This window comes from Bradyrhizobium sp. S3.7.6 (genome assembly GCF_054061875.1).
This window is the reverse complement of the sequence record NZ_JBSSEQ010000003.1, coordinates 188,661-215,448: the sequence shown is the minus strand read 5'-3', so window position 1 is coordinate 215,448 and position 26,788 is coordinate 188,661. Positions and strand designations below refer to the sequence as shown.

The 26,788-nt window shown below is 59.0% G+C and carries 18 protein-coding genes; 13 read left to right on the top strand and 5 right to left on the bottom strand.

Annotated features, from left to right (window positions below; genetic code table 11):
* Positions 1-1,982: 1,982 nt before the first annotated feature.
* Positions 1,983-2,927: a LysR family transcriptional regulator gene (locus ACVJ5M_RS44525; RefSeq protein WP_354079539.1), complete on the bottom strand. Its 945-nt coding sequence runs from the start codon at positions 2,925-2,927 to the stop codon at positions 1,983-1,985.
* A gap of 447 nt (positions 2,928-3,374) precedes the next feature.
* On the opposite strand from ACVJ5M_RS44525, the gene ACVJ5M_RS44520 reads away from it, so the two are divergent.
* The 13 genes from ACVJ5M_RS44520 to ACVJ5M_RS44460 all read left to right on the top strand — a co-directional run bounded on the left by ACVJ5M_RS44520 (position 3,375) and on the right by ACVJ5M_RS44460 (position 18,946).
* Positions 3,375-3,791 (top strand): response regulator transcription factor, encoded by a 417-nt coding sequence (locus ACVJ5M_RS44520; RefSeq protein ID WP_354079541.1) that lies wholly within the window; start codon positions 3,375-3,377, stop codon positions 3,789-3,791.
* Positions 3,788-4,420: a NodA family N-acyltransferase gene (locus ACVJ5M_RS44515; RefSeq protein ID WP_085399767.1), complete on the top strand. Its 633-nt coding sequence runs from the start codon at positions 3,788-3,790 to the stop codon at positions 4,418-4,420. Before ACVJ5M_RS44520 ends, ACVJ5M_RS44515 begins: the two co-directional genes overlap by 4 nt.
* Positions 4,417-5,094, top strand: coding sequence for a chitooligosaccharide deacetylase NodB (gene nodB, locus ACVJ5M_RS44510; RefSeq protein WP_456679750.1), 678 nt, complete (start codon positions 4,417-4,419; stop codon positions 5,092-5,094). The genes ACVJ5M_RS44515 and nodB overlap by 4 nt, the downstream gene beginning before the upstream one ends.
* Positions 5,091-6,446 carry a chitooligosaccharide synthase NodC gene (gene nodC, locus ACVJ5M_RS44505; protein WP_354079543.1) on the top strand — a complete coding sequence of 452 codons (1,356 nt, stop codon included), beginning with the start codon at positions 5,091-5,093 and terminating at the stop codon, positions 6,444-6,446. The genes nodB and nodC overlap by 4 nt, the downstream gene beginning before the upstream one ends.
* 23 nt (positions 6,447-6,469) lie before the next feature.
* Positions 6,470-7,099: a nodulation methyltransferase NodS gene (gene nodS, locus ACVJ5M_RS44500; protein WP_354079545.1), complete on the top strand. Its 630-nt coding sequence runs from the start codon at positions 6,470-6,472 to the stop codon at positions 7,097-7,099.
* Between the two features lie 11 nt (positions 7,100-7,110).
* Positions 7,111-8,823: a nodulation protein NodU gene (gene nodU / locus ACVJ5M_RS44495; protein WP_354079547.1), complete on the top strand. Its 1,713-nt coding sequence runs from the start codon at positions 7,111-7,113 to the stop codon at positions 8,821-8,823.
* Positions 8,824-8,827: 4 nt separating this feature from the next.
* A complete protein-coding gene (nodI, locus tag ACVJ5M_RS44490) occupies positions 8,828-9,742 on the top strand; it encodes a nodulation factor ABC transporter ATP-binding protein NodI (protein ID WP_354079549.1) in 915 nt (304 codons plus the stop codon).
* A gap of 3 nt (positions 9,743-9,745) precedes the next feature.
* Positions 9,746-10,534, top strand: a complete 789-nt coding sequence (locus ACVJ5M_RS44485) for an ABC transporter permease (protein WP_354079551.1) — start codon at positions 9,746-9,748, stop codon at positions 10,532-10,534.
* Between the two features lie 196 nt (positions 10,535-10,730).
* Entirely contained in the window at positions 10,731-12,734 is a 2,004-nt protein-coding gene (locus ACVJ5M_RS44480) for a carbamoyltransferase family protein (RefSeq protein ID WP_354079627.1), read from the top strand.
* 195 nt (positions 12,735-12,929) lie between these two features.
* Positions 12,930-13,904 (top strand): nodulation protein NodZ, encoded by a 975-nt coding sequence (locus ACVJ5M_RS44475; RefSeq protein WP_354079553.1) that lies wholly within the window; start codon positions 12,930-12,932, stop codon positions 13,902-13,904.
* Positions 13,905-14,824: 920 nt separating this feature from the next.
* A complete protein-coding gene (locus tag ACVJ5M_RS44470) occupies positions 14,825-15,667 on the top strand; it encodes an SDR family NAD(P)-dependent oxidoreductase (protein ID WP_354079555.1) in 843 nt (280 codons plus the stop codon).
* A gap of 256 nt (positions 15,668-15,923) precedes the next feature.
* On the top strand, positions 15,924-17,669 hold the full coding sequence (gene nifA, locus ACVJ5M_RS44465; RefSeq protein WP_354079557.1) for a nif-specific transcriptional activator NifA: 1,746 nt from the start codon (positions 15,924-15,926) through the stop codon (positions 17,667-17,669).
* A 410-nt stretch (positions 17,670-18,079) separates the two neighbouring features.
* Complete coding sequence (locus ACVJ5M_RS44460) at positions 18,080-18,946, top strand: electron transfer flavoprotein subunit beta/FixA family protein (protein ID WP_354079559.1); 867 nt, start codon at positions 18,080-18,082, stop codon at positions 18,944-18,946.
* Between the two features lie 591 nt (positions 18,947-19,537).
* Here the strand turns inward: ACVJ5M_RS44460 and tcuC are convergent.
* The 4 genes from tcuC to gmd all read right to left on the bottom strand — a co-directional run bounded on the left by tcuC (position 19,538) and on the right by gmd (position 25,942).
* On the bottom strand, positions 19,538-20,887 hold the full coding sequence (gene tcuC / locus ACVJ5M_RS44455; protein WP_354079561.1) for an MFS transporter: 1,350 nt from the start codon (positions 20,885-20,887) through the stop codon (positions 19,538-19,540).
* Positions 20,888-21,849: 962 nt separating this feature from the next.
* Positions 21,850-23,676 carry a glutamine--fructose-6-phosphate transaminase (isomerizing) gene (glmS, locus tag ACVJ5M_RS44450; protein WP_354079563.1) on the bottom strand — a complete coding sequence of 609 codons (1,827 nt, stop codon included), beginning with the start codon at positions 23,674-23,676 and terminating at the stop codon, positions 21,850-21,852.
* 222 nt (positions 23,677-23,898) lie between these two features.
* Complete coding sequence (fcl, locus tag ACVJ5M_RS44445; RefSeq protein WP_354079565.1) at positions 23,899-24,876, bottom strand: GDP-L-fucose synthase; 978 nt, start codon at positions 24,874-24,876, stop codon at positions 23,899-23,901.
* Positions 24,857-25,942, bottom strand: coding sequence for a GDP-mannose 4,6-dehydratase (gene gmd, locus ACVJ5M_RS44440; RefSeq protein ID WP_354079567.1), 1,086 nt, complete (start codon positions 25,940-25,942; stop codon positions 24,857-24,859). Before gmd ends, fcl begins: the two co-directional genes overlap by 20 nt.
* Positions 25,943-26,788: the final 846 nt, after the last annotated feature.

The following is a 26,788-nucleotide window of genomic DNA, read 5'->3' as shown; positions in this document are numbered from 1 at the left end:
CGCGCCGCACGTGGCGAAGCCGTTTGGCTGTGATGGGGCAAAACGGAGACGAAGCGGCGACGTGCGCGAAAGAATGCGACAAGATGGCTGCGTGATGCCGTTGTGCAACACGGCGTTTGCTTGCCCTCCAAGACCGCGCTAACTGAAACGGTGCAAGTTCTCCTGGATGCTGCCGCAGCGTTGGCCATCTGCTGCCTGATCGGCATGAGAAGCGAAAGCAGGAGCAGGCAGCCCCGTGATCTTGAGACACGGCTTCACGAAACGGCGGACCCAGACACAGTACTGATCTGATCCGATGGGCCCTTCTTTCGGTCGCAATCCTTGCTGTGATGTCTATCGTCGAGCCGGGCGTTGATTGGTCTATGAACATCGTGGCGCGGCCGCTGGCTTGGCGCCTAGCAGCTTTTGTGACAGTCTGCTAGTCCGGTTGAGATGGCTTTGTGGGCGCGAAGGCGTTGCTCGCGCATGGCCACATCGGGTTTTGGGATGCCACAAGAGGATGGCTGCTCTTAAACGGTGCAAGTCCGCGGCCGCAGAGCGTCGGAGAGAAATGAGGCAAGGCGGGCCTCAAAACCATTCCCGGCATGTATCTCAACGCAAGCGCATCTCGCGCGGCTGGTCACACTTTGCTCGCGGTTGAGGACCGAGCCTCGAAGGATCGCTCCGGTATCCGTTGGACGTGGAGGCGCTCAAAACGGGCCAACGAGCGTCCCCGGCGCCGCGCGGTCACACCCCGGGGAAACGACGACGTGCCATGGTTCCTACAGCGATAACTCGCATATCCAGACGCGTGCCGGATCAGTGTTGCGGAGCGCAGTTCGGTTGTCGAGGTAATGGCTTGCTCGTCCGGAAGCTCAGTCACTCGATTCCATTCTCGAACAGTATCGCTTTGGTGTGCGCGCGCTGGACATAGAGGCTTTGGGTAAGATAGACGAGTCATGTTACCGCACCGAAGTTGCTCTTCGGGCGCAGCGGTGAGGGGGCCCTAACTCGAGGCTGGCGGCGGCGGCATCGCGTGCGCCACGCGCCACGACACTTTCGAAAACAACACGACTGTCGCGAGATCCGAAACGATGACCCAGCACCCACGATCTGATTTGGCTGGATTGAACATGTCGCCAGAGATGGTCAAAGCTGGAGGTGGAGCAGGGCTTGGCGAATGAGAGCGGCGAGCCATCCCGTGCGCGGACATCGGTACAGTTGCCGTCCTCTCATCATAAACCACTCATCACCGAAACACGCGGAGCGGGACAATGCCGCGAGCTCATGGCCGGTAGATCCAGGTTGATCCTGCGGCGAGCGACTTTGCGGTTGCGCTCGATCATGCGGGAACGAGTACAAAAAGAGCAAGATAAGCGCCGTTAGGATGACGTGTCCCAATCTCCATTCCAGCCTTGCGCAACGCCTCTCACTTGCAGGTTCCGCTCTCCCTGCGTTCGGTAGAACAAGCTGGCTCGACGCGAACGAGCGGGCATCTCCCGTGTAGGTCGCCCGCCACCTGGCCGACTAGCTACTGGCGACCTTCGGCATTACTTCGGTCGCCGGGACAGTTGCCGGTAAGGACAATGCCCACTGTCAGGCGAAGAGCGGTGCGGGTGCGCTATCAGCATCCACGTTGCAGCCTCGATCGCAGGTGTTGGTCTAGAACCTGACGCGGTGTGCGATTTAGGGGATTATAGTGCTGAGGCCAGATATCGTTCACGGGGTCGGGTCATTTTCGCGAGCTCTGAACTCAGCTCACGTGGAACGATGCGATGCAGCCGGTCCGGATCAGCGGAAAATCATTGCGGAGCGCCGCCGAGCGAGCTGTATGAGGCACAAGATCGTCATGACAGCGCGAGATAAATAGCGCCAACGATCCGATCACACCGCGCTCAAGCGCGCCAATTTCGACCTTGCCCAACGTCAGCCAGAGGACCGAAGCTTCGAGCCCGGCGTAGATGTGGTTAACCGAGAGCAGGTCGCAAGCGGCCCGAACAATCCTACAACGGGCTGTGACACTGGCTAGTCTCGGGCGGAGAGACCATCGTGGATGCCTCTTGGAAGAATATGTTTCGCATCCAAATGCTTGCAGGGTCAGTATTATGAATGGCGGGCCATTGGACGGCTTCGGTGAATGTGAGAAGTCGCAACGGAGGTTCTAGAACCCGCAGGGGCATCGTATCGGCGAAATGGCTGACGAGTCTTGAGGGCATGCTCGCTATACGGTTGGTGCCCAATAACATAGGCGGAATCATACCAAAACCCTGCACAGCGACCTCGGTGCGTATTTTGAAACCATGCTCGAGCAAGAGCCATTCGCGGAAAGAGGGCCTCAAGAAACGTCCAAATTGAGCTTCCACGTGCCCGATTGACATGTAGTTCTCGAACGTGAGTCGCGATGCTAGCTGCTTGTTCAAGGGGCAGCCCACGCAAACGAAAGAGTCCTCGAACAGTGCCACCTTTGGATGCGCACTCGACATAAACATCTCCGGATACATCAGAAAATCAACTTCACCGCGCCGGAGAAGCTCATCGGGTTCCTCTGAAGGTGGCAGCAATTCGAAGCAGATTCTAGGAGCCTCCCGCACAACGCGGTCCACGATTTTTCGAAAAAATACGACAGTCATGAAGTCGGACAGGATGATCCTGAATCGCCGATTGGATTGGGACGGATTGAAGTCGTCTGGAGAAATGATGGAGAGCTGAATGTGAGCGAGAGCCTCGCGAATCGGGGCTGCAAGCGCTTCAGCCCGCGGCGTTGGAACCAGTTTTCGGCCCCTCATCGTGAATAGCTCATCGCGAAAGTAAGTGCGAAGCCGCGCGACGGCGGCACTCATGGCGGGTTGACTGAGGTTGATGCTTCTTGCCGCCGAGGTGAGGCTGCCTTGCGTCACCAGGGCGTCGAACGCGACGAGGAGATTCAGATCGAGGCCCTTGAAACGCATAATCCTGAGTGATCCACGGTGTGAATGTGTTCTATCGACACAATCGATTTTACCATTTGTACCGAATGAGGATAGCAAACGATCGTATAGCGAGAAGTCAGATCGATCAGAATGGTTACAAATCGTTGCGCGTCTAAGCCCAGCGCAAGGGATCGATCAAGACGTCTGGACCGTGCGGTCGCAGGTTCGCGCATGTTGCGCAAGCCATATCTCGCCGAGTTCGGACGGTGCGGATCCGCAAACTTGCGTTGGCGTATACGACGAGCAAACCATCGTTTGGCTTTGCCAACCCATTCTATATCGGCCGTGTACCGCCGTAGAATTGAGCGAACGCTCAGCTTGGCCGTAGATTTCCACCCAGTCGGACCCTTCCGGTTGCGGGTGCCGAATGTGTTGTGGTCGCAGTCGATTGGATTGCGTCCTTGCTGGGGTGAAATCGTGCGGAACATGCAAGCGAAGGCGTCCTTTGCGAATCTGATGCGAGTTGCGCACACGCTCGACGTCGTCTGCATTGTCAATACAGATCGGTCAGTGCGTGAAGCTCTCACGGATGTGGTGTTTTCCGCAGGCTACGTGCCCGAACCGTTCGAGAGCGCAGACGGGTTCTTGAAATCGGGCCACCGTTTGATCACGTCGTGCGTGATCGCGGACATGCAGTCGAGCGTGATGAGTGGTCTCGAGCTTTTCCGTCATCTGGTTGCATCTGGAGGCGCGATTCCCACCGTTCTGCTCACAGACCACCCCGGAGACCACGTGAGCCGAGTCCTGCAAGATGGGCTCCAGTTCCTGAGCAAGCCTTTCGAACGTGGTGAACTGCTGGCCTGCATCAAGAGCCAGATAGCGAATAGGAGTTACGCTCCATGAACATGATCGCGCCCGGGTCCACACGAGGTGTTTCGGCGCGCCCTCCAGTTCGTTGGAGGCTGTGCTGGGAGAATGAGCTTCAAATTGCTGACCATATTGAATTGTCCGACTTCTTCCGCAAGACCTATGGTCCGACCGGGGAATTCAATGCAAAGCCCTTTGAAGGTCATCGAAGCTGGGCCGGCGCAAGGCCTGAGATTCGGGCAATTGGCTACGATGATCGTGGCGTCGCGATTCACATCGGCGCACTGCGCCGCTTCATAAAAGTTGGTGAGGTCGATCTGCTCGTGGCTGAGCTCGGATTGTACGGGGTACGCCCGGATCTCGAGGGGCTCGGAATAAGCCACTCCATCCGCGTGATGTATCCCGTATTGCGGGATCTTGGCGTGCCATTCGGCTTTGGCACAGTCCGATCTGCCCTGCAGAAACATATTACCAGACTGCTCGGGCGACAGGGCTTGGCGACTGTTCTGCCAGGGCTCCGCGTTCGGTCTGCTCGTCCGGACATCTATCTCACTGTGCCTCCGACGCGCGTGGAGGACGTGGTCGGCCTAGTTTTGCCGATTGCCAGGCCAATGAGCGAATGGCCGGCCGGTGAGATGATTGAACGAAACGGGCCAGAGCTGTGACGTCAACAAACGACCTGACAGAAGCGCGGAGCGACTACGCTGAGGCCGGCGGAGAGCACTGCGTCTATCTGACCTTTGATGATGGTCCAAACCCGCATTGCACGCCGGCTATTCTGGACGTGCTGGCCCAGCATCGGGCCCCCGCCACCTTCTGCGTGATCGGTGCATATGCAGCGGGCCAGCCGGAGCTGATCCAGCGCATCATTGCCGAAGGGCACGAAATCGCAAACCACACAATGACGCACCCGGAATTGTCCAAATGCATGCCGGATGAGGTGGAATACGAGATCCTCACAACGAACAAGGTCATTGGAATGGCCTGCCCCCAAGCCTCTGTGCGGCACATGCGTGCGCCCTACGGGATATGGTCCAAGGAGGCCCTCGCCGCGTCGGCGAAGGCCGATCTGGCCGCCCTGCACTGGTCAGTCGATCCGCAAGACTGGGCTCGTCCCGGCGTCGAGGCGATTGTTGCCGCAGTGCTGGCCTCGCTCCAGCCGGGTGCAATCGTGCTCCTGCACGACGGATGCCCCCCCGACGAGCTGGGACGCCGCCCTCATGCTGGTCGGCGCGACCAGACCGTAATGGCACTCGCCCAGCTCGTTCCAGCACTGCATGACCGTGGATTTGCAATCCGGTCGCTTCCTCAACCTAACCGAATCGATCAATGCCCATGACCTTGCTTGCCACCATCAGCACCGTTGCTGTTGCCTCCTACGCGTTGCTCTCCAGCGTCCATAAAAGCGCGCAGGCGCTTTATGCGCTGCGAACCGACGCCTCACTGCCGCCGTATGACCCGGTCAACACCGGTGCTCTGCCCAGCGTGGATGTCATCGTGCCCTGCTTCAACGAGGACCCGCGCACGCTGGCGGCCTGCCTGAAGTCTATTGCAAGCCAGGACTACCCAGGGCGATTGCACGTCTATGTGGTCGATGACGGCTCCGCAAATGTCGGTGCAGTGGCACACGTGCACGCAAGCTACGCACATGACCCAAGGGTCCGCGTCATTCTGCTGCAAAGCAACGTTGGAAAGCGCAAGGCGCAGATTGCCGCGATACGCCGGTCATTTGGCGATCTCGTGCTCAACGTCGATTCCGACACGGAAATCGCCAGCGATGTTGTCAGCAAGCTCGTACGCAAGATGCAGGATCCAGCCGTCGGCGCCGCCATGGGCCAATTGACGGCCAGCAACCGCAACGCCAGCTGGCTGACCGGATTGATCGACATGGAGTACTGGTTGGCGTGCAACGAGGAGCGCGCGGCTCAGACGCGCTTTGGTGCGGTCATGTGCTGCTGTGGGCCGTGTGCCATGTACCGCCGTTCCGCGCTCATGTTGCTGCTCGACCAGTACGAAACGCAGTTTTTCCGGGGAAAGCCGAGCGACTTCGGCGAGGACCGCCATCTGACGATCCTCATGCTCAAGGCAGGATTTCGAACCGAGTACGTTCCGGACGCCATCGCCGCCACGGTGGTCCCGGACAAGCTCTTGCCATATCTGCGGCAACAGCTCCGCTGGGCGCGGAGCACTTACCGCGACACGCTGCTCGGTTTGCACCTGCTGCCCGGCCTCGATCGGTACCTCACGCTCGATGTGCTCGGACAGAACCTCGGGCCGCTGCTGCTCGCCATCTCGTCGATTGCCGCGATCGCTCAGCTCGCGCTCACGGACAGCGTGCCCTGGTGGACCGGTCTGACCATCGTCGTGATGACCATGGTTCGATGCAGCGTGGCGGCCCTTCGCGCCGGCGAGCTTCGATTTCTCGGATTCGCGCTGCACACCCCGATCAACATCTTCCTCCTGCTCCCAATGAAGGCCTACGCGCTCTGTACCTTGAGCAACAGCGACTGGCTCTCGCGCAAAGTAGCGAAATCGGACGATGGTGACTCCAACGCCTCGATAGAAGACGCGACAACTGGACCACGCCTTAACTCAGGATCGGGAACGCCTGGCTCAATTGGCAGGGCAGGTCGTTTGCGCACCTCCTCGCGGCTGATCGCGTCGGATGACGTTGCGGCCGAGACTGACTAAGCAGCTTTTAGGGGATTTAACTCGTGAGTGTAGACAACACATATCAATTGCTAGAACGGGAGCTGGCTAACGACGACCCGTGGCGGCTTGACGACAATCCGTTCGAACGTAAGCGTCACACCCAACTGCTCCGCTTATCGCTGTCGAACGGCGCCGTCTCAAACGGCCTCGAGATCGGGTGCGCGGCCGGTGCATTCACAGAGAAGCTTGCTCCTCACTGCAAACGACTCACGGTCATCGATGTTATGCCGCGAGCGATCGGTCGAGCGGTCCAGCGGACCAAGAGGTGGTCGCATATCAGCTGGGCGGCGACCGATATTCTGCAGTTCTCGACCGCAGAGTTGTTCGATCTGATCGTGGTCGCCGAAGTTCTTTACTATCTCGAAAACATGACCCGGATGCGTACCGCGATTGACAATATGGTGAAGATGCTTGCCCCAGGTGGGCATCTGATCTTCGGATCTGCACGTGATGCCACCTGCAGGCGATGGGGGCATGTCGCTGGCGCCGAGACGGTCATCGCGATGTTGACTGAAGCGCTCGTTGAGGTCGAACGCGCGCAGTGCCAGGGGCAGTCAGCCGATGAAGACTGCTTGTTGGTTCGCTTTCGCAATCCGGAGCAATCTTCGGTCCTTCCCAACGGCCGAGCTTGAAAGGAGCCACTATGCGTATCTGCGGTATCAAGTTGACGCATGACGGGGCAGTCGCTCTGATCGAGGACGGCCGGCTGGTATTTTGTGTCGAACAGGAGAAGCTGAACAACAATCCGCGCTATCAAACCATTGACAACCTGGATGCCGTTGTCAGCGCCTTGGCGGAGCACGGGCTGGATCCGAACGATGTTGATCAGTTCGTCATTGATGGCTGGGATGGAGAGTTCGAATCGCAGTTTGAAGTCCTTAGTGGGCCGACGACCGTCAAGCTCAAGGGCGCGCCGTATGTCGAACGGCAAGGCGATAGCCCCCTGATGTCCCGCGATCGCATCGGCCTCTTGCTCGACGGGAAGCTATATCCTTATCAAAGCTATCCCCATGTTACCGGGCACGTAGCATCCGCGTACTGCGCCAGCTCGTTTGCCACATCCGCACAATCTGCTTTCTGCTTGGTGTGGGACGGCTGCATGTTTCCACGCCTCTACTATGTCGAGCCTCACGGCATCCGTTTCATCGAATGCCTGTTTCCGATGATAGGTCACGCCTATGCGACGGCAGGACATCACTTTGGACCTTACAGGCGGGCAGACCGGACCAGCTGGGATCTCGGTATAGCCGGCAAGCTGATGGCCTATATCGCGCTGGGATCGCCCGACGGGGATATTATCGAGACGTTTCAGGAGCTCTATGAGGCGCACTTTGCCACGCATGCTGACGGCGCATGCCGTGAGCTTGCAGAAACCAACAGCTCACGATCGCCACTTGAAGCTCTGCACGACTTCTTCGATGCGTGCGCACTGCGATTGAAGGCCAAGCAAGCCGAAGACGTCCTTGCGTCATTTCACGTCTTTCTAGAGCGTCTGCTGGTTCGCACAATTTCCGATGTTGTGCAGCGGCATTCGCATCTTGCGGGGGCGCGTAACCTCTGCATAGCCGGCGGCTGTGGCTTGAATATTAAGTGGAATAGTGCATTTCGTGGGACCGGCCTGTTCGATGTCGTGTGGGTGCCGCCCTTTCCGAACGACAGCGGCTCAGCCATCGGTGCTGCTTGCTCTGCACTGGCGGCACAGCAAGGCTTTAAAGCTCTGGAATGGTCGGTCTACAGTGGACCGGCCGTTCGTCCCAGCGAAGTTCCGCCCGAATGGGAGAGCGCGCCCTGCACTATGGGCGAACTTGCGGCAATTCTCGCGGGCGACAAGCCCGTTGTCTTCCTTACTGGGCGCGCCGAGCTCGGACCACGAGCTTTGGGCGGCAGAAGCATTCTCGCAGCTGCGACCTGGGCAGGAATGAAAGATCATCTCAACGACATCAAACTTCGCGAGCATTTCAGGCCGGTAGCGCCGATATGCCTGGAGGATCGCGCGGCGGAGATTTTTAGCCCTGGAGTACCCGATCCGTACATGCTGTTCGATCACCAGACGCGACCGGAATGGCGGGACAAAATTCCGGCCGTCGTGCATCTCGATGGATCTGCCCGCCTACAGACGGTTTCCAGAACCTCTCCACATAAAGTGACCGAGCTTCTCATCGAGTACGAAAAGCTCACAGCCATTCCGCTGCTTTGCAATACCAGCGCCAATCTGCATGGACGCGGCTTCTTCCCGGATGCTGCCGCCGCGTGCGAGTGGGGACGCGTCGATCACGTATGGTGTGACGGCCTGCTTTGGACAAAACGGCGCGCGACCCAGGAAGCGGCGCGAACAACGTCCGTCGCGATGGGGTAAGCGAATGTCAACCGCGGCAGTCGACCTTTTCGAGGTGAGCAAGTCCTACAACGACAGGGTCGTCGTGGACGCTCTTTCGTTTACGGTCTCGCCGGGAGAGTGTTTCGGTCTGCTGGGACCAAACGGCGCGGGTAAAAGCACGCTTGCGCGTTTGATCCTGGGTGTTGCATCGCCCGACGCAGGTAAGATATGCGTGCTTGGCGAGCCGGTGCCGACACATGCGCGCTTGGCGCGCCGGGGCATCGGGGTTGTCCCACAATTTGACAACCTTGATCTTCAGCTCACGGTGCGCGAAAACTTGCTGGTTTTCGGGCGCTATTTCGCGATGAGCGCGGCCGAGGTGAAAGCGGTCACGCCAGCACTGCTCGAATTCGCCCGCCTGGAGAACAAGGCGGATGCCCGCGTCGGCCAACTGTCCGGTGGCATGAAGCGGCGCCTGACGCTGGCTCGTGCCCTCATTAATGACCCGCAGCTCCTGGTGCTTGATGAACCGACAACCGGCCTTGATCCGCACGGCCGTCACCTGATCTGGGAACGCTTGCGCGCGCTATTAGCGCGCGGCAAAACGATTCTTCTCACCACCCATTTCATGGAAGAGGCGGAGCGGTTGTGCGATCGCCTGTGCGTGCTTGAGCACGGCCGTAAGATCGCCGAAGGCCGGCCTCATGCGCTGATCGAGCAGCAGATCGGCTGCCAAGTCATCGAGATTTACGGTGGTAATCCGCATGAACTGCTGCCGCTGGTCAGGCCCCAAGTGCAGCGCGCTGAGGTGAGCGGGGAGACGCTGTTCTGTTATGTCACGGATCCAGAACAGGTGCGCGTCCGGCTTGCCAACCGAACGGATCTCCGCCTTCTGCAGCGTCCTCCAAATCTGGAGGATGTCTTCTTACGGCTAACCGGGCGAGAGATGAAGGACTGAACGATGTGGCAACGTTTTGCGCCGGCCCTCCCTGCCAATCCATGGAACTGGATATCGGTATGGCGCCGCAATTTTCTGGTCTGGCGGAAAGTCGCTCTGGCGTCGATTCTTGGAAATCTGGCCGAGCCGATGAGCTCTCTGTTCGGTCTCGGTATTGGCCTTGGAATGATCATCGGTGGCGTTGAGGGGACCTCATACATCTCGTTTCTGGCGGCTGGCATGGTCGCCGCAAGCGCGATGGTCTCCGCAACTTTCGAAACGATCTACGCGGCTTACGCGCGCATGCAGACAAACTGCACGTGGGAGGCAGTACTCTGTACGCCCCTTACGCTCGGCGACATTGTTCTCGGTGAAGTGGCATGGGCAGCGAGCAAGGCCTTGCTTGCCGGTACGGCGATCACGATTGTTGCCGCCGGGCTGGGTTATGCGGAGTGGTCATCCATTCCCTACGCGCTACCAGCCATCGCCCTCACTGGCGTTACGTTCGCGAGCCTCGCAATGGTCGTTTCAGCCCTTGCACCGAGCCACGACTATTTCATCTTCTACCAGTCACTCATTCTCACGCCCATGATGTATTTGAGCGGGACGATCTTCCCAATGAGCCAGTTGCCAGGTTCATTTCAACGCATAGCGGCCTTGTTGCCGCTGACTCATTCGGTCGATCTTATTCGTCCGGCAATGCTCGGTCGTCCGATCGAGAGCGTCGGCTTACATGTGGGCGCACTCTTCATCTACGCAGCGTTTCCCTTCCTCATCGCGGCCGCGCTGCTTCGGCGACGCCTGATGCGGTGAGTGGAACACGACCTAAGGGAAGCATCGCATGCGCGAGATCAGATATCGGGCGTAACGAACTTCCGATTCGCGTGCGACGCTTGTGAGCCTCGGTACGCAGCGAGGCCTGGTCGGCCCCGCGGCGACGTGCGGCTTACTCGCCAAGCACGCGATAGGAAATAGGCCAAGAGGCCTCCCAGGATGAATGGAGAACAACATGCTGTGTCTAGGACTGAGTGGCGGGCTCGACAGGGTCTATGAAAACCCGCTTGAACTACCGAACACGTTTCTGCACGACGGCGCCGCAGTACTTGTCAAGGACGGGCGCGTGATCGCTGCAGTCGAAGAGGAGCGCCTCAACCGGATCAAGCACTCGAATAAGCTCCCGAGCAGTGCAATCGAATACTGTCTTGCAACCGCGGGCGTGGAGCTGCGCGATGTCGATCGCATTGCGTTTTACGCCACCGAAGCCTATTGCAACGCGATGCTCGAACGGCTGTTCATCTCACAGCCTGAGAGCTCAATTCCGCTAAATGCCAATCTGCTGTTACGACACCTTCTAGCGGCGGAGTTCGGCACCGAAATTGATCCCTCGCGGGTGTCATTCGTAGGCCACCATCAGGCCCATGCCGTGAGCGCTCTGGCGATGTCGGGTTTTGAAGAAAGCCTGGTTCTCGCGATCGACGGTTGTGGCGACTTCCTCTCGGGTCTCTTGGCGGTCGGGTCGGGCACCGAAATGACCGAGCTTATGACGTTTCCAGAGAATAACTCTCTCGGACTGTTCTATCTGGAGACGATCCGATACCTAGGCTACGGCCTGTTCGACGAGTATAAGGTTATGGGACTGGCTCCCTACGGGGATCCCACACGCTATCGCGAGCTTTTTGCCCAATTCTATGAGCTCTCCGCAAACGGTGGCTACCGCGTTCACCTCAACCGTATCGGCCCGGCATTGCTGCGCAATATCGAGGTCCGGCGAAAGGGAATGCCGTTCACGCAACAGCATCGCGATGTGAGCGCATCGTTGCAGGAGGCGCTGGAGCGGATCGTGTTTCACATTCTTCGGCATTACCGTGAGTCGACCGGAATGAAACGGTTGTGCCTGGCTGGCGGGGTGGCCCACAACTGCACTCTCAACGGTAAACTCCTGTATTCTGGCCTCTTCGAAGATATTTTCGTGCAGCCGGCTGCGCATGATGCCGGATGCGCATTGGGCGCGGCACTGATGGTATCGAACGAGGCCGGGCAGCCTGCGCCCCGCGAGCGACTCCAGGCGGTTTATTGGGGGCCAGATGTCGGCAGCGACGACAGCATCGAACAGGAACTGAAGCGATGGGCCGGACACCTGGAGATGGAACAGACCGCTGACGTCGCAACCAGAGCAGCCGAGTGGATCGCTAATGGCGCCGTGATCGGGTGGGTACAGGGCCGGTCCGAGTTCGGCCCTCGTGCGCTCGGCAACCGCAGTATTCTTGCGGACCCGAGGCCCGCCGCAAACAAGGAGCGGATTAACGCGATGGTCAAGAAGCGCGAGAGTTATCGACCATTTGCGCCATCGGTTCTGGAGGAGGATGCAGGCGCGTTCTTTGAGTTGCCGGATGGTCGCGCAGAATATCCCTTCATGAATTTCGTCGTTCGCGTGCGCGACTCCAAGCGTGCTTTGCTGGGGGCGATCACGCATATCGATGGTACGGCTCGGCTGCAAACGGTTTCCCGCACGAACAATGCCGCCTATTGGGAACTCATCAACGCGTTCAAGAGCCGGACAGGCGTCCCGATTCTACTTAATACGTCATTCAACAACAATGCTGAACCGATCATAGATTCCGTCGCCGATGCGATTACGGCGTTTTTGTCCACCGAGCTGGATGGTCTTGTGGTCGGGTCCTTCCTCGTCAAGAAGCGGGCAACAACGCTCGAAAGCTGGACTGAACTCGCTGTATCACTGCCGCCTCATGTATCGCTTTACCGGGTTCGCGCTCATGCGGGCCGAGAACGTCAGGAGACTGTCTGCGAGATCCGCATGGGCCACTCCAGCCATGACAGCGTGCGCCTCTCGCACGACCTATTCGACATGCTGATGCAAATAGAGAAGGAAGCTGTTCTTGCCGACCTTCTCGCAAGGGTCACCTCTGACAGGACTAGGCGCGAAGGACTCGTGAACGAACTGCGCGGGCTCTGGGATCAGCGCCGTATTCGGCTACATCCTGCGCGATCGTAAAAGGTGAGCAATGCGGAAGAGGGCTCCGTGGAAGCCTTTTGCATGACCTGCCGATCGCGGTGCCGTGGAGGATAGGCTTGCGGGTTGATCGCCTTGTGTCCTGGTGAGCAGCGGTCCATTGGCGGGGACCGGAATCGCAGAAGAGTAGGTACGCCACACAAAACTGATCTTGCGCAACGAGAAGGGTTTGATAATTTGACAAAGGAACGCTTTGTTATTTCTCGGAGGCGTACCGGCTTTGGTGATTGCCTCTGGTCGCTGGCGTCAGCCTGGTCGTACGCGCAGCGGACCGGGCGGACGCTCGTCATCGACTGGCGCGGTTCCTGTTACATCGACCAATCGTTCAGCAACGCCTTTCCGGTGTTCTTCGAGCCGGTTGAGGACATCGCTGGAGTGCCGGTGATTTGCGATGATCGGGTCAACCAGCTCTCGTTTCCCGGACCGTTCTTCCCGCGGTGGTGGAATAGGCCATCGATCGACTGCATCAATCGCCCGGATGAGCAGATCTTCCGAGAACGGGACGAACTGACCGAACTGTTCCAGTCAAGAGACGATAACGAAGCCAACACCATTGTCTGTGACGCTTGCCTGATGTGGCGTTGTGGCGAGGAAGCCGAACGACTGATCTTTCGGAACATCAAACTCAGGCCTGAAATTCGAGCACGGATCGACGCGTTCTTTGGGGAACACTTTAGCGGCCATAGCATCATCGGCGTTCATGTTCGGCACGGCAATGGCGAAAATATCATGGAGCATGCGCCGTACTGGGCCGATTCGGAGCTCGCCCTTCGTCAGGTCTGCATGGCAATCCGCAAAGCCAAGGCTTTGCCATATCCGAAGCCTGTAAAGGTCTTCCTGTGCACGGACAGTGCACAGGTGCTCGAACACGTATCGGTTATGTTTCCCGATGTCTTCGCCGTACCAAAACGTTTCCAGGCCGATCGCGCAGGGCCGTTGCATAGTGCGGAAATGGGAATTGAAGGTGGAGCTTCCGCTCTCGTCGACATGTATCTTCTTGCGCGATGCGCTACCGTGATCCGCTTTCCCCCAACCAGCGCCTTCACGCGCTACGCCCGACTGCTCGTGCCACGCATTATTGAATTCGATCTGAGCAATCCGGAGCATCTGACCATGATCGATAACCCATACGAGCATTTCGCGGCTTCATGAAGTGCCGCGAGTCTGCTCGAGCCCGGGCAATGGTGGGCTAGATCATCTGCCTGATACTGCTGGCGTCGACACCATCGAGTTTCGCAACCTGTCGCAGAAATGGTGTATGGCGGCTTCCGTCCGTAAGCGATTGCTGACCGGCGCACTATTACGGATGCGGTGCGGCTGCTAAGGCGAATTCCGGCGAAGCGTAGGCCAATGCCGGCAAGCGCCGGCGGCCTTGCCCCGCAATGCTTCGGGCCGTCAGGTGTCGCGCGGAAGGGTATGGCTCGTCATCATCGGGTCCAAACCGGCATCGCTGCCAGACCTTGGTAAGCACGGCAACGCCGGTCTGGGCCGCCCGGGGAAATCTAGCGTAGCAGACGGTCACGTCAGAATGTCCCAGCACCAAGGAGGTACGTCCGCTAGATGGATCGCCCCTGTGGACTATCCTTTTGCGGTCGGTGCGTTTTCTGACGACGGCCGTGTTCAACCTGCGGTTTTCGAGTCCTTTCGGCTGTAGCTGATGAACAGCACGATCGCAGGCCATGGACAGCGGAACTGATTCGGATCTGCGCTCGCGATACAAGGGATGAACACTCTCGGACGAACTGGCCATTGGTCCTGATCTCCGCCAAGGACAGTTGATCTATCTCCGCCAACCCCAAATGAGCCACAGACCACCCGTGGAGTGCGACGCAGTCAGCTCGCCCTGGAATCACCAGGCTCTCGGCTCGAAGACGTAGCGCGCGCATTGGGCGGCTCGCCCGGGGAGCTCGACGACAAGCATTGCTGCGGCGTTGCTGCTGTCGAAAAGCAAACAGGCCAGATGTTCGGAACCTGCCATTTGGGTCGCAACGGTTCGCCGTTTGTGCCCTGCATTGCTTTGGCCCGGATCCTGCAGCAGGTGCATATCCGAGGGAAGCGGACGGGAGCGGCGTGTGAATCTAGGTCTACCAGATGACAAAGCGGTTGCAGCTCAATCGCCGGAAACGGACCCTGGCAGTCCAGTTCACGCTCGCGCCGGTCGAGCGGGCCGCCCGCTGCGTGACCCGAAGACGCTGGTATTGACGGGGGCATCGCGCGGTATCGGTCGCGCTACCGGAAAATTGTTTTCGGAAGCCGGTTGGCGCGTCATTTCTTGCGCGCGCCAACCATTCGACGCGGCACGCTGCCCATGGGACTCAGAGGGCGACAGCTATATCAAAGTCGACCTGAGCGACCATCGGACGCTGCCGCGCGTGATTGCCGAGATCAAGGAGTGCCTTGCCGGCGCACCATTGCATGGACTGGTAAACAATGCCGGAAACTCACCAAAAACGCCGAACGGTGCCCGGCTGACGTCGCTGGCGACCTCAGTCGATACTTGGATGAGCGTGTTCCACCTCAATCTGGTGGCGCCGATCCTGCTCGCCCAAGGTCTGTTCGATGAGCTGAAAGCGGCTTCAGGCGCGATCGTCAATGTGACTTCGATCGCCGGGTCGCGGGTGCATCCATTTGCAGGCACGGCATATGCGACTTCGAAAGCTGCGCTCGCTTGTCTCACGCGTGAAATGGCGCACGATTACGCCTCACATGGCATTCGCGTCAATGCGGTCGCGCCCGGAGAAATCAAGACGGACATTTTGTCGCCTGCCACGGAAGCACATCTTGTGCCAAAGATCCCACTTCGCCGAGTGGGTACACCCGAAGAGGTCGCCAAGGTCATTTTCTTCCTATGTTCAGATGCGGCAAGTTATGTCACTGGCGCCGAAGTCCCGATCAATGGCGGACAACACTTGTGATGAATTCGCCCCTGGCGAAGCCCGGTTAATCTGAACCTCATGGATGGAACTCATTTTGGCCAGGGCGAATCCGCGCAGGGGGTTGGAAGACTAACGCAGCATATCTAGTCGCTGTAGGTGCTGCCGACGTGATGAAGAGGCGTCATCTCTCGCCCCGCCCTGAGAACCGGATGTCAGATCGAGGGGGCATGCAACACGGGTCCAACAAGTCCGATCAAGGTCATGGGAGGATCAAGAAAGGAACGGAGAAGTCGTTATGCTGGACAGCGTTTCCCTGCGCGAAACACTAAACTTAACCTCCGACGCGGACCCTTCCGGTTTTATTGTGCCATCGCAAGAGAAATCGCTAAGCACGATCTTTGAAATAGCGCACACGCTGACCGGCCTATCCCGGCTCGAAACCAAGCTGACGAGCTTCATCGAGCGTCTGCAATCGCTCGTGCAGATGCGCCGCGGCATCGTGTGCCTGTTCGATCATGACGGGGTGCCGGAGATCATCGTGGACGAGGCCCGGAGCGAAGGGCGCGATGAGCGCTGCGGGGTGTCCTTGCCGCGTGCAGCAATTGATCAAATTGTCGCGACGGGGCGGCCGCTCATTGTCGAGAACGTCGCGCTGCATTCGGCCTTCAGTCCTTCGGACGTCGAGATGCTAGATGCCGCTGGTAATAAGCCTGTTGCGTTCATCGGCGTTCCCATAGACATTGACGAGAAAGTTGTGGGTACGCTGAGCATTGACCGCATCGCGGACAACGGGACGCGCGCGCAGCTCGAGGACGACCTCCACCTGCTGACCATGGTCGCTCGCCTTCTGGGCCAGACGGCGAAGCTGCATTGCTTCATTGTGCGCGATCGCGGGCGCCTTATGGACGAGGAGTTCCGGCTGCAGAAGCAGCTGTCCGAACTCAAGCCTCTTGGGCGGGAGCGTAAGAAGGTTCAAGTGGACGGAATTATCGGCGACAGCCCGGCGCTGCGCGCGTTGCTTGAGAAGATCGAGGTGATCGCACACTCCAACAGCACAGTTCTGCTGCGTGGCGAATCGGGTACCGGAAAAGAGCTGGTCGCGAAGGCGATTCACGAGCGTTCAGCGCGCGCCAAACGGCCTTTTATCAAGCTGAATTGCGCAGCCCTGACTGAGACAGTGCTAGAATCCGAATTGTTCGGTCACGAGAAGGGAGCGTTTACGGGCGCCTTCAATATGCGCAAGGGTCGCTTCGAGCTCGCCGACAAGGGAACGTTGTTTCTAGATGAGATCGGTGAGATCTCGGCGTCGTTCCAGGCGAAGCTCCTGCGCGTGCTTCAGGAGCAGGAATTCGAGCGAGTGGGCGGCAATCAGACGGTCAAAGTCGATGTCCGCGTGATTGCAGCCACGAACAGGAATCTTGAAGAGGCGGTGGCAAGGAAGGAGTTTCGTGCCGATCTCTATTACCGCATCAGCGTGGTTCCTCTGCTACTGCCCCCGCTGCGCGAAAGACGCAGTGATATTCCGCTTCTCGCCGCTCGCTTCTTGAAGAACTTCAACAATGAAAACGGCCGTGCTCTGGTGTTCGATTCAAGTGCGATTGACGTCCTCATGAGCTGCGAATTTCCCGGTAATGTCCGCGAGCTCGAGAACTGCGTGCAGCGGACCGCGACCCTCGCGCAAGGATCGTCGATCGTAAGACATGATTTTGCATGCTGCCACGGGCAATGCCTGTCGGCCAAGCTATGGAGGTGTGGACCGGAGGAAATGGCGCGACAGCCGAGCCCGAATTTCTCATTGCCCGCGAGGCTGAGCATGCCGCCGCCAGAAGCTATAACAGCCGTTCAGCCGGTCAGTAGCGAGCTGACACCGCTAGGGCCACCCGCAGTGGGTGCTGGGAAACTCGCCGATCGCGAGCGCGTCATCGCAGCCATGGAAAGATCCGGGTGGGTACAGGCGAAGGCGGCGCGCCTGCTTGGACTGACCCCGCGCCAGATTGGCTATGCCTTGCGAAGACACGGTATCGAGATCAAGCGCTTCTGAGCAAAGCGTCGGGCTCGCTCCTCTCTCGCGCTCGGCCGACTGGGATAGGAGAGCGTGGCAAGAGGCGATTGCCAGCTCTGATGCATACTGCGGATGCTAGCCTTATGCCTTGCTTGGGATACGCTCGCCGGTGAAGGATAGGGCGTCTTCGCGCCGGCTGGTCTTGTCATCGTCTGTTTGCACGTATTCGCGCTGAAAACTGGCTTGGCGTGGAACCGGCGCGTGATTGCCGCGGCTCCGTTGCTCCCGTAACTCGGATCAGCTTAAGATCACGCCCATGCTCAAGCCGTCGCAATTGCGCCAACGGATTCGCCGTCAGTCTTTGCATGCCTTCCTCATCGGCGAAATCCCTGGGGTGGTATGACATTTGCTGCTCGTCGGGAGCCGGCTCAGCATCTTAGGAGAAGTACATGCACAGCATCGTCTGCATCAAACAGGTCCCCGACTCCGCTCAAATCCGCGTGCACCCAGTTACGAATACGATCATGCGCCAGGGCGTGCCGACCATCATCAACCCATATGATCTCTTCGCGCTGGAAGCTGCGCTCGAGCTACGAGACAGGTTCGGCGGCGAAATTACCGTCCTCACAATGGGGCCGCCATCGGCAGAAGACTCTCTCCGAAAGGCACTGACATTTGGTGCCGATCGAGCTGTCCTGCTCACCGATCGTAGCTTCGCGGGCTCCGATACGCTGGCGACGAGTTACGCGCTGGCGTGCGCGATTCGCAATATCGGGAGGGAATATGGCCCGCCGGATGTCATATTCACTGGCAAGCAGACGATCGACGGCGATACGGCGCAGGTGGGACCTGGCATTGCAAAGAGGCTCGGGGTCCAGCAGCTTACTTATGTTTCCACAATCAAAGCGTTGAACTTCAAAGTACGCACGATCGAGGCGGAACGGCGCTGCGAAGGCGGCGTCCAGGTGCTGCGTTCCAAGCTGCCGTGTCTCGTCAGCATGTTGGAGGCAACCAATCAAATTCGCCGCGGTGCAATGATAGATGCGTTGCGTGCTGCACGTGCCACAATCGTAAAATGGAGCGCCCAAAATGCCGGCGTGGATGACATGGCCAAATGCGGTCTGAGGGGGTCGCCGACCGTCGTCAAACGTGTTTTCGCGCCCTCCGCGCGAGCGGAGAAGGCGACGTGGGTGGAGGCGGCCGAGCAGCCGGCGCAAGCATTGATCGACGCCATGTTCAAGCGCAACCCTATGCTCGAAACGGAGCTCGCACAGCTCGCGCGCGGTACCCCATCTGCGCAAGCTAGCGGTGCGTGAAGTCGCGGCTGATCGAGCGGAGCCGGCGATGGCCCGGGTCGTGGTCATGCATGGGCCCGTCGCTCCGTTGCACCAGGCACGATCAACCTTGTCGACAGCTCCCCGCGAAACTGAGATACGGGTCAGCATACAACTTGCGTATCTCAGCGAGAGGCCGGTATCGGATCAACATACCAGACGTCTCGTTACGCTAACGTTTGGCGACCTGCGATACACCAATTCACTGGGGAATTCATGCAGTCTGAAGACGTGCCCGTTCAGTTTGTGTGGCAGCCGCACAGAATTCCCGCCAATTTCAGCGCGTGGACCTCGCGCGAGGGATCTATCCCTCGCGCGAGATCTGCCGTGTTTCACGTGACTGCAAAGTGCGAGCATTATCATCGCGCCGTTCGACCACAGAACGAAATCAAGGGTGGCGATAATGTTCAGCCATTCCTGGTCAACGCCAGCTTGTCCCGATACTGCCCGAGATCGCGTAGGAAGAACCGTGACCGGCAGAGTGGCCCGCCCACCACCGTGAGATCACCGCAAGGGCAGTGACGCACCAAGTTCAGTTCAGTCTTGGGCCGTCAACGTCCCCGAGGGCGCGTGCTAATGCGCGGTAAATTGCGCGGCTACGGTCTTGTTAGACCGCTCGGGACGCGACGGCTTCGCAACTCTCTTGGCGCTTCCTGGATAAATCGTGACTGCGGCGATGATGCCGAGCAAAGCTGCAAACATCAACCAGAAACCGGGCGAAGCCTTGTCGTCGGTCCTATCGATCAACCAGGTCGATGCGAGCGGGGTAAACGTGCCAAAGAGAGCTGCGGCGAGTGCGAAGGCCAAAGAAAAGCAGGTTGTGCGCACGTGCTTCGGCACGATTTCGACCAAAGCGCCCAACATGGCGCCGCTATAGGTGCCAAAGTAGAACGAGAACATCATCTCCACTACCAGCATCTTGCCAAAGCTTGGGTCGGTCACAAGCCATGACAACGCCGGATATACAGTCACCAAGGCGAGGCTTGCAATGGTCAGTAAGACCGGCTTCCGGCCGATTTTGTCTGAAATCGCGCCGCCGATTGGGTTCCAGATGAAGTTGGTCACGGCGACCAAAAGCGTTACCAAGAGCGTGTTCTGCGACGACAGATGCAATACGTGCTTGCCGAACGTAGGCGTGTACACCGTGACGAAATAGAAGGTCGTGGTCGTCAGCATCGCGATCATCATGCCAAGAAGTACAACGCGCCAGTTCGCAACCGTGGAGGCAAAGACCTCGCGGGCCGTTGGGTGGGTCTTCATGGCCAGGAATTCCGGAGTTTCCTCCAGCGTCCGGCGCAGGAAGAAGATAAGCGGAACGATCAAGCAGCCAAGGAAGAACGGGATCCGCCAGCCCCAGGCTGCAACCATTTCGGCCGGAAGTGCTTCGCTCAAAAAATATCCGATAAGAGCCGCGACAAAGATCGCAACCTGCTGGCTCGAGGACTGAAACGATGTGTAGAAACCGCGATTGCCCGGAGTGGCAATCTCGGAAAGGTAGACGGAAACGCCCCCAACTTCAACGCCGGCAGAAAAGCCCTGCAACAGCCGTCCGAACAGCACGATCACGGGTGCGGCAATGCCGATCGTCGCGTAGCCGGGACAAAAGGCGATGATGATGGTGCCAATCGCCATTATCGAAAGCGTAATGATCAGGCCTTGCCGACGGCCAATCTGGTCGATATAGGCTCCAAGCACGATAGCGCCAACAGGTCGCATCAAGGCACCCAGCCAGAACACACCGAAGGTGTTAAGCAGCGACGCGGTTTCGCTTGCTGATGGAAAGAACGCGTTTCCGATGGCACTGGCGTAGAACCCGAACAAGAAGAAATCGAACTGCTCGAGGAAGTTGCCGCTCGTCGCACGTAAGATGTCGCCAATGCGCAATTTGGCATTTGACGCGTGCTCAATGGACGCTGGTGACATGGCGAGGTTCCTCTCGGTTTGAAATGGCCGGTTCCGAGAGAATCTCACGCCAGCCGAGTGCAGTGTCACGGCCGCGAATCTGCCATTAGGGCACCGTCGACCAACCCGTAAGCGCCTGACGTTTCCGGCATATTTTCGGCAATGGCCGCAATGTCGCAAGGATTTTCCGGCCTTATTCCGCGCGCGCAGCAGGAGTGACTCTCAAGCTACTGAAACCTCGGGCGATTCTAGGTGACAAGGTTGTTGTTTGTGGCGTGGCGGGTTTCTCATCGAGCGCATCGACCTGGAATGAAAGGGAAGCACGCGATGCGTGGCATACGCCGCGCGGCAGGGAAGAGCTTCGTGAGACAGGTCGCGCTAGAACAACTCGCCAGAATGCGATTGGGGCCGAGCCGGACTAAACATGTCACCCGATGTCCAGCGATTTGGGTTGCACGGAACAGGTTTGGTGAGCGTGCTGGCGATCAAGCCCGTCCGCTCGCGCCGATCGCCATGCTCGGCAAGTGCCACGTTGTCCTTCGAAGCGAGACGCGCCTCGTACTTCGAGGGGCGCTGCGGTCCGAATGCGGTCCAAAACCCGCACTGAGCGGAGAGGAACATAGCGGCCTCCGCAGCGATAACGGGCATCGTTTGGATCAATCCAACAGGTTCATCTGGCTTCCACGCCGCATGAAACACCTGGTTGTTCGTCACCAATTATAACCTGGTCCAAGCAATCGGAACGCCGCGATCGGTCATATGCGACTCCTTGTTTGCCGGAAGACGCGCCAGCCTCTTAACCTGATTGGCCGTAAGATTTTGCGCATGAGTCTCAGCTTCCCGACCATAACCCCCGGCACAACCAAATACGCCATGCGATGGCGTCGGGCCTGGAGTTGGGCGGCACATCATGATGAGATCTGCCGGGGCTTTGCGCGCCCTCGGTAATGACCCACGCCGATTCCAGCTGACGTTGCCTTGGCTCATTCGACGGTGACCGATTTCGCTAGATTTCGCGGTTGGTCGACGTCCGTGCCCATCAAGTTGGCCGTGTGATAGGCCAGGAGCTGCACCGGAATCGCATAGACAATGGGCGTAAATGTCGTCCCCATCTCCGGCAGCACGATCGTCGCGAGTGTATCCATGGACACCTTCGCGGCTCCGCTAGCGTCCGTTATCACGATAATCTTGCCGCCGCGTGCGGCGACCTCCTGCATGTTCGAGATGGTCTTTTCGAAGAGCCGGTCGCAAGGAGCGATGACAATTACGGGAACGCTCTCGTCGACCAAGGCGATGGGGCCGTGCTTGAGCTCTCCGGCCGCATAGCCCGCGGCGTGAATATAGGAGATTTCCTTCAGCTTCAGTGCCCCTTCCAGCGCCAGTGGAAACGACGTGCCGCGACCAAGATATAGCACGTCACGCGATTTGGCGATGTCGCGTGCGAGCTTCTCGATCTGCGGCTCGCTGGCAAGCGCAGCTGTAACTAGCCGGGGAATTTCGATCAGCGCTCGCACGACATCGATCTCGTCGCTCTCCGACAATTCACCCCGCGCCTTGCCCGCAGCGACCGCAAGCGCCGCCAGGACGACAAGCTGGCATGTGAACGCCTTGGTCGAGGCAACGCCGATTTCAGGTCCGGCGAGTGTTTGCAACACCGTTCCGCTTTCGCGCGCAATGGTCGAGCCTAGAACGTTCACGATCGAGAGCGTATGCAGGCCTTGAGACTTGGCGTAGCGCAGGGCGGCCAGCGTATCGGCCGTCTCGCCGGACTGCGAGATGAAGATAGCAAGATCTCCCCTGCGCATCGGTGCCTCACGATAGCGAAACTCGGAGGCGACATCGAGCTCGACCGGAATACGAGCCAGCCGTTCGAACCAGTATTTGGCGATATGGCCGGCATATCCTGCCGTACCGCAAGCCGTGATCGAGATATGTCCGATCGCATTGAAATCGAACGGAAGCTCCTGCGGCAGTGCGACGCTCTCGTTGGCGATATCGACGTAGTGCGCCAGCGTCTGCCCGATCACCTCTGGCTGTTCGTGGATTTCCTTCGCCATGAAGTGGCGGTAGTTTGCTTTGTCGACGAGAACCGACGACGTGGCAGATTTCACCACCTCCCGGCGGGCGACTGTGCCTTGTGCGTCGTAGACCACGGCGACGTTGCGGTTGAGGACAGCCCAATCGCCGTCCTCAAGGTAGGTGATCAAGTCGGTAAGGTGCGCGAGCGCGATAGCATCCGATCCGAGATACATTTCGCCTTCGCCATGGCCGATCGCAAGCGGTGAACCCTTCCGCGCACCGATCATGAGGTCGTGTTGCCCCTTGAACAGGATTGCAAGCGCAAACGCGCCCACTAGCCGCGGCAGCGACGCTTTTACTGCGTCCTGCGGCGAGCAGCCATTTTTCAGATATGAGTCGATAAGATGCGCCACCACCTCGGTGTCTGTTTCAGAGGCGAAATAGGCGCCATGCTGTTTCAGCTCCGCGCGCAGCTCGCGGAAATTCTCGATAATGCCGTTATGGACAACTGCAACATTGTCCGTTGCGTGGGGATGAGCATTATGCTCGGTCGGCTTGCCATGGGTAGCCCAGCGCGTATGCCCAATCCCGGCATGGCCTGAGAGCGGATGGCGGCGAACGCGTGTCTCAAGGTTCCTCAGCTTGCCCTCGGCGCGCCGAAGCTCGATATAATTTCCTTTCAGCGTTCCGATGCCTGCTGAGTCGTAGCCGCGATATTCCAGTCGCTTAAGTGAATCAATGAGTCGATCCGCGACCGGACCGCGCCCCAGGATGCCGACAATCCCGCACATGCTAATCAGTTTACCTCAAGTTCATAACAGAGCGTGCCGCAAGGCGCGCCTGACCAATTCGCTCGCTCTAGCTATGGGCCAGTCTAGCCCGTGCCTGCCCTCGATCGGGGCACGCGTCACCCGGCGGTGCGCAAGCTCCAAGCAACACGTGGGGCCCTGTCGAATTCGCCGGACGATCCTAAAGCAACTTTCTGGGAACCGAACAATGATTGCCATCAGCGGCTAGCAGCTGCATGGTTCTGTCCTTTTGTCCGATGTAGCCGATGCCACCAAGAAGGCTTGGTAGGCCTGCCGCATTCCATGTGTGAGCCATGTCCTCGCGCGCCAGCCGAGGCCCGCGAGACGGCTGACGTCGAGCAGCTTGCGCGGCGTGCCGTCGGGCCGGGAGCTATCGAAACTGATCTCGCCGATATAGCCGACGACTTCGGCGACGATGCGGGCAAACTCGGCAATGGTGATGTCCTCTCCGGTGCCGATGTTGATCAGCTCCGCGCTCGAATAGGTCTTCATCAAATGCACGCAGGCATCGGCCATGTCGTCGACATAGAGGAACTCGCGCCGCGGCGTGCCAGTGCCCCAGACTACGACGCTTCTTGCGCCCGAAACCTTTGCCTCATGGAAGCGCCGGATAAGGGCCGCGACCACGTGGCTATAATCGGGATGATAATTGTCGCCGGGGCCGTAGAGATTGGTCGGCATCACGCTGATGAAGTCGCTGCCATATTGGCTGCGATAGGCCTCCACCATTTTGATGCCGGCGATCTTGGCAATCGCATAGGGCTCGTTGGACGGTTCCAGCGGGCCGGTCAGCACTGAGTCCTCGCGTAGCGGTTGGGCGGCCAGCTTCGGATAAATGCAGGACGAGCCGAGGAACATCAGCTTCTCGGCACCATTTTGATGCGCGGCATGGATCACATTGGCCGCGATCGCGATATTATCGTAGATGAACTGGGCGCGCAGCGTGGCGTTGGCGACGATGCCACCGACCTTGGCGGCGGCGAGGAATACGACTCGCGGCCGCGTCCTCGCAAACCAGTCGAACACGGCGGCCTGGTTGCAGAGATCGAGCTCACGCCGGTCCACCGTCAGGAGATTCACGTCCTCGCGCGCCAGCCGGCGCATGAGCGCGCTGCCGACCATGCCGCGATGGCCGGCGACGTAGACGCTTTTGCCCTTCAGCTCAAACGAAGCGTTTGCCATTGGCCGCATCCCGCTTTGCCTCCGCCAGATCGCTCGCCACCATCTCGGCGACGAGTTCCGCAAAACTCCGCTTCGGTGTCCAGCCGAGCACCTCGCGTGCCTTGCTGGCATCGCCGACGAGGAGATCGACCTCGGTGGGGCGGAAATAGGTCGGATCGATCTTCACCACCGTCTTGCCGCTCTTGGCATCGATTCCGGTCTCGTCGACGCCTGCGCCGCGCCATTCAACGCGACGGCCGACCAGCGCGAAGGACAGCTCGACCATCTCGCGCACCGAGCGCGTCTCGCCGGTGGCGAGCACGAAATCGTCGGGCTTGTCGGCCTGCAGGATCATGTGCATGCCCTCGATGTAATCCCTGGCGTGACCCCAGTCGCGCTTGGCCTCGAGATTGCCAAGATAGAGCGTCTGCTCGAGCCCCACCTCGATGCGCGCCACGCCGCGCGTGATCTTGCGGGTGACAAATGTCTCACCGCGAATTGGGCTCTCATGGTTGAACAGGATGCCGTTCGAGGCAAACATGCCGTAGGCTTCGCGGTAGTTCACCGTGATCCAGTAGCCGTAGAGCTTGGCGACGCCATAAGGCGAGCGCGGATAGAACGGCGTGGTCTCCTTCTGCGGGATCTCCTGGACCAGGCCGTAGAGCTCGGAGGTCGAGGCCTGGTAGAACCGCGTCTCCTTCTCCATGCCGAGGATGCGGATCGCTTCCAGGAGGCGCAGCACGCCAATGGCGTCGGCGTTGGCGGTGTATTCGGGGCTTTCGAAGCTGACGGCGACGTGGCTTTGGGCGGCGAGATTGTAGATCTCGGTCGGCCGGATCTGCTGCACCAGGCGGATCAGATTGGTCGAATCCGTCATGTCGCCGTAATGCATCAGGAACGGCACGTCGCCGACATGCGGATCCTGGTAGAGATGGTCGACGCGTGCGGTGTTGAACGAGGATGAGCGCCGCTTGATGCCGTGCACGACATAGCCGAGCGACAGCAGATGTTCGGCAAGATAGGCACCGTCCTGTCCAGTCACGCCGGTGATGAGAGCGACCCGCCGTTTGCTCGCTTGGTTTGACAAATCTTCTCTCTGCGCATGTTAATGTCGTCCCGCGATCGACGACCTTTAGTCGCGTCGGCCTCCGATGCGGAAGCGTCACGCTCTCGAAGCACCGAATTCTGGACGTGTATAGACATTGCATCGATCGCTCAACTGTACGGAGGTAAACGTTCCACATCGAAACGGTTTTGAAGGACTATACGAAAGTTTGCAATCCGGCGGGTTTCGTTCGCCTTCCTCGACCGTCGCTCCGTTGCTTGGGTGCGACCAGTGGAATTGCGGCGCGGACAGGTGGTGAGCGACCCGCCGGGACCAGAAGCCGTTCCACTGTCTTTGCTTGCTCAACTCGCGCGGCGAGCCAGGCCATAGGATGGCCGCCTCGGACATGCGACCTGCTCGAAAGGGCCGATCGTTGGGCTGCGAATAAGGCAGGCATGCAATCGGGCTCCTTGAGCTGTCGATGCGTATATCGAGGAGGCGTCGATAATCTCCAAGGCCTGAACCCTCCTGAGATTGCTCAGCAAGCTGTGAGCCAGCTCATAATCCGACCAGCTTTCGTACGATGGCCCAATCATTGCAGCCGGGCATGACGAAGACGTCGCGATAGGAGGATGCGTACCGAACATTGTGCCAACGTGTATGCCCACAGCTGCTCCGTTTCGGCGCGAGCAAACTATTTGCAGGTTCGCGGTAGGTGGATCACGACCACCTGTATGGCCTCCAACTTCCATTCCACTCTGAGCAGCGAAAAAGGCAACCTCCGACATGAGCAATATCTCAAATCGGGCAATCGCCACGCGGCGACGCTACTCCGATCTTAGCTTCCAGTTCTCCTGCACTCGCCGTTTAATCGCAAGATCGTGCAAT

What these genes read in the sequence shown, in the direction of transcription:
- ACVJ5M_RS44525 (WP_354079539.1), bottom strand. Translation starts at nt 2,927, where the DNA reads ATGCGTTTCAAGGGCCTCGATCTGAATCTCCTCGTCGCGTTCGACGCC.
- ACVJ5M_RS44520 (WP_354079541.1), top strand. Translation starts at nt 3,375, where the DNA reads ATGCAAGCGAAGGCGTCCTTTGCGAATCTGATGCGAGTTGCGCACACG.
- ACVJ5M_RS44515 (WP_085399767.1), top strand. Translation starts at nt 3,788, where the DNA reads ATGAACATGATCGCGCCCGGGTCCACACGAGGTGTTTCGGCGCGCCCT.
- nodC (WP_354079543.1), top strand. Translation starts at nt 5,091, where the DNA reads ATGACCTTGCTTGCCACCATCAGCACCGTTGCTGTTGCCTCCTACGCG.
- nodU (WP_354079547.1), top strand. Translation starts at nt 7,111, where the DNA reads ATGCGTATCTGCGGTATCAAGTTGACGCATGACGGGGCAGTCGCTCTG.
- nodI (WP_354079549.1), top strand. Translation starts at nt 8,828, where the DNA reads ATGTCAACCGCGGCAGTCGACCTTTTCGAGGTGAGCAAGTCCTACAAC.
- ACVJ5M_RS44485 (WP_354079551.1), top strand. Translation starts at nt 9,746, where the DNA reads ATGTGGCAACGTTTTGCGCCGGCCCTCCCTGCCAATCCATGGAACTGG.
- ACVJ5M_RS44480 (WP_354079627.1), top strand. Translation starts at nt 10,731, where the DNA reads ATGCTGTGTCTAGGACTGAGTGGCGGGCTCGACAGGGTCTATGAAAAC.
- nifA (WP_354079557.1), top strand. Translation starts at nt 15,924, where the DNA reads ATGCTGGACAGCGTTTCCCTGCGCGAAACACTAAACTTAACCTCCGAC.
- ACVJ5M_RS44460 (WP_354079559.1), top strand. Translation starts at nt 18,080, where the DNA reads ATGCACAGCATCGTCTGCATCAAACAGGTCCCCGACTCCGCTCAAATC.
- tcuC (WP_354079561.1), bottom strand. Translation starts at nt 20,887, where the DNA reads ATGTCACCAGCGTCCATTGAGCACGCGTCAAATGCCAAATTGCGCATT.
- glmS (WP_354079563.1), bottom strand. Translation starts at nt 23,676, where the DNA reads ATGTGCGGGATTGTCGGCATCCTGGGGCGCGGTCCGGTCGCGGATCGA.
- fcl (WP_354079565.1), bottom strand. Translation starts at nt 24,876, where the DNA reads ATGGCAAACGCTTCGTTTGAGCTGAAGGGCAAAAGCGTCTACGTCGCC.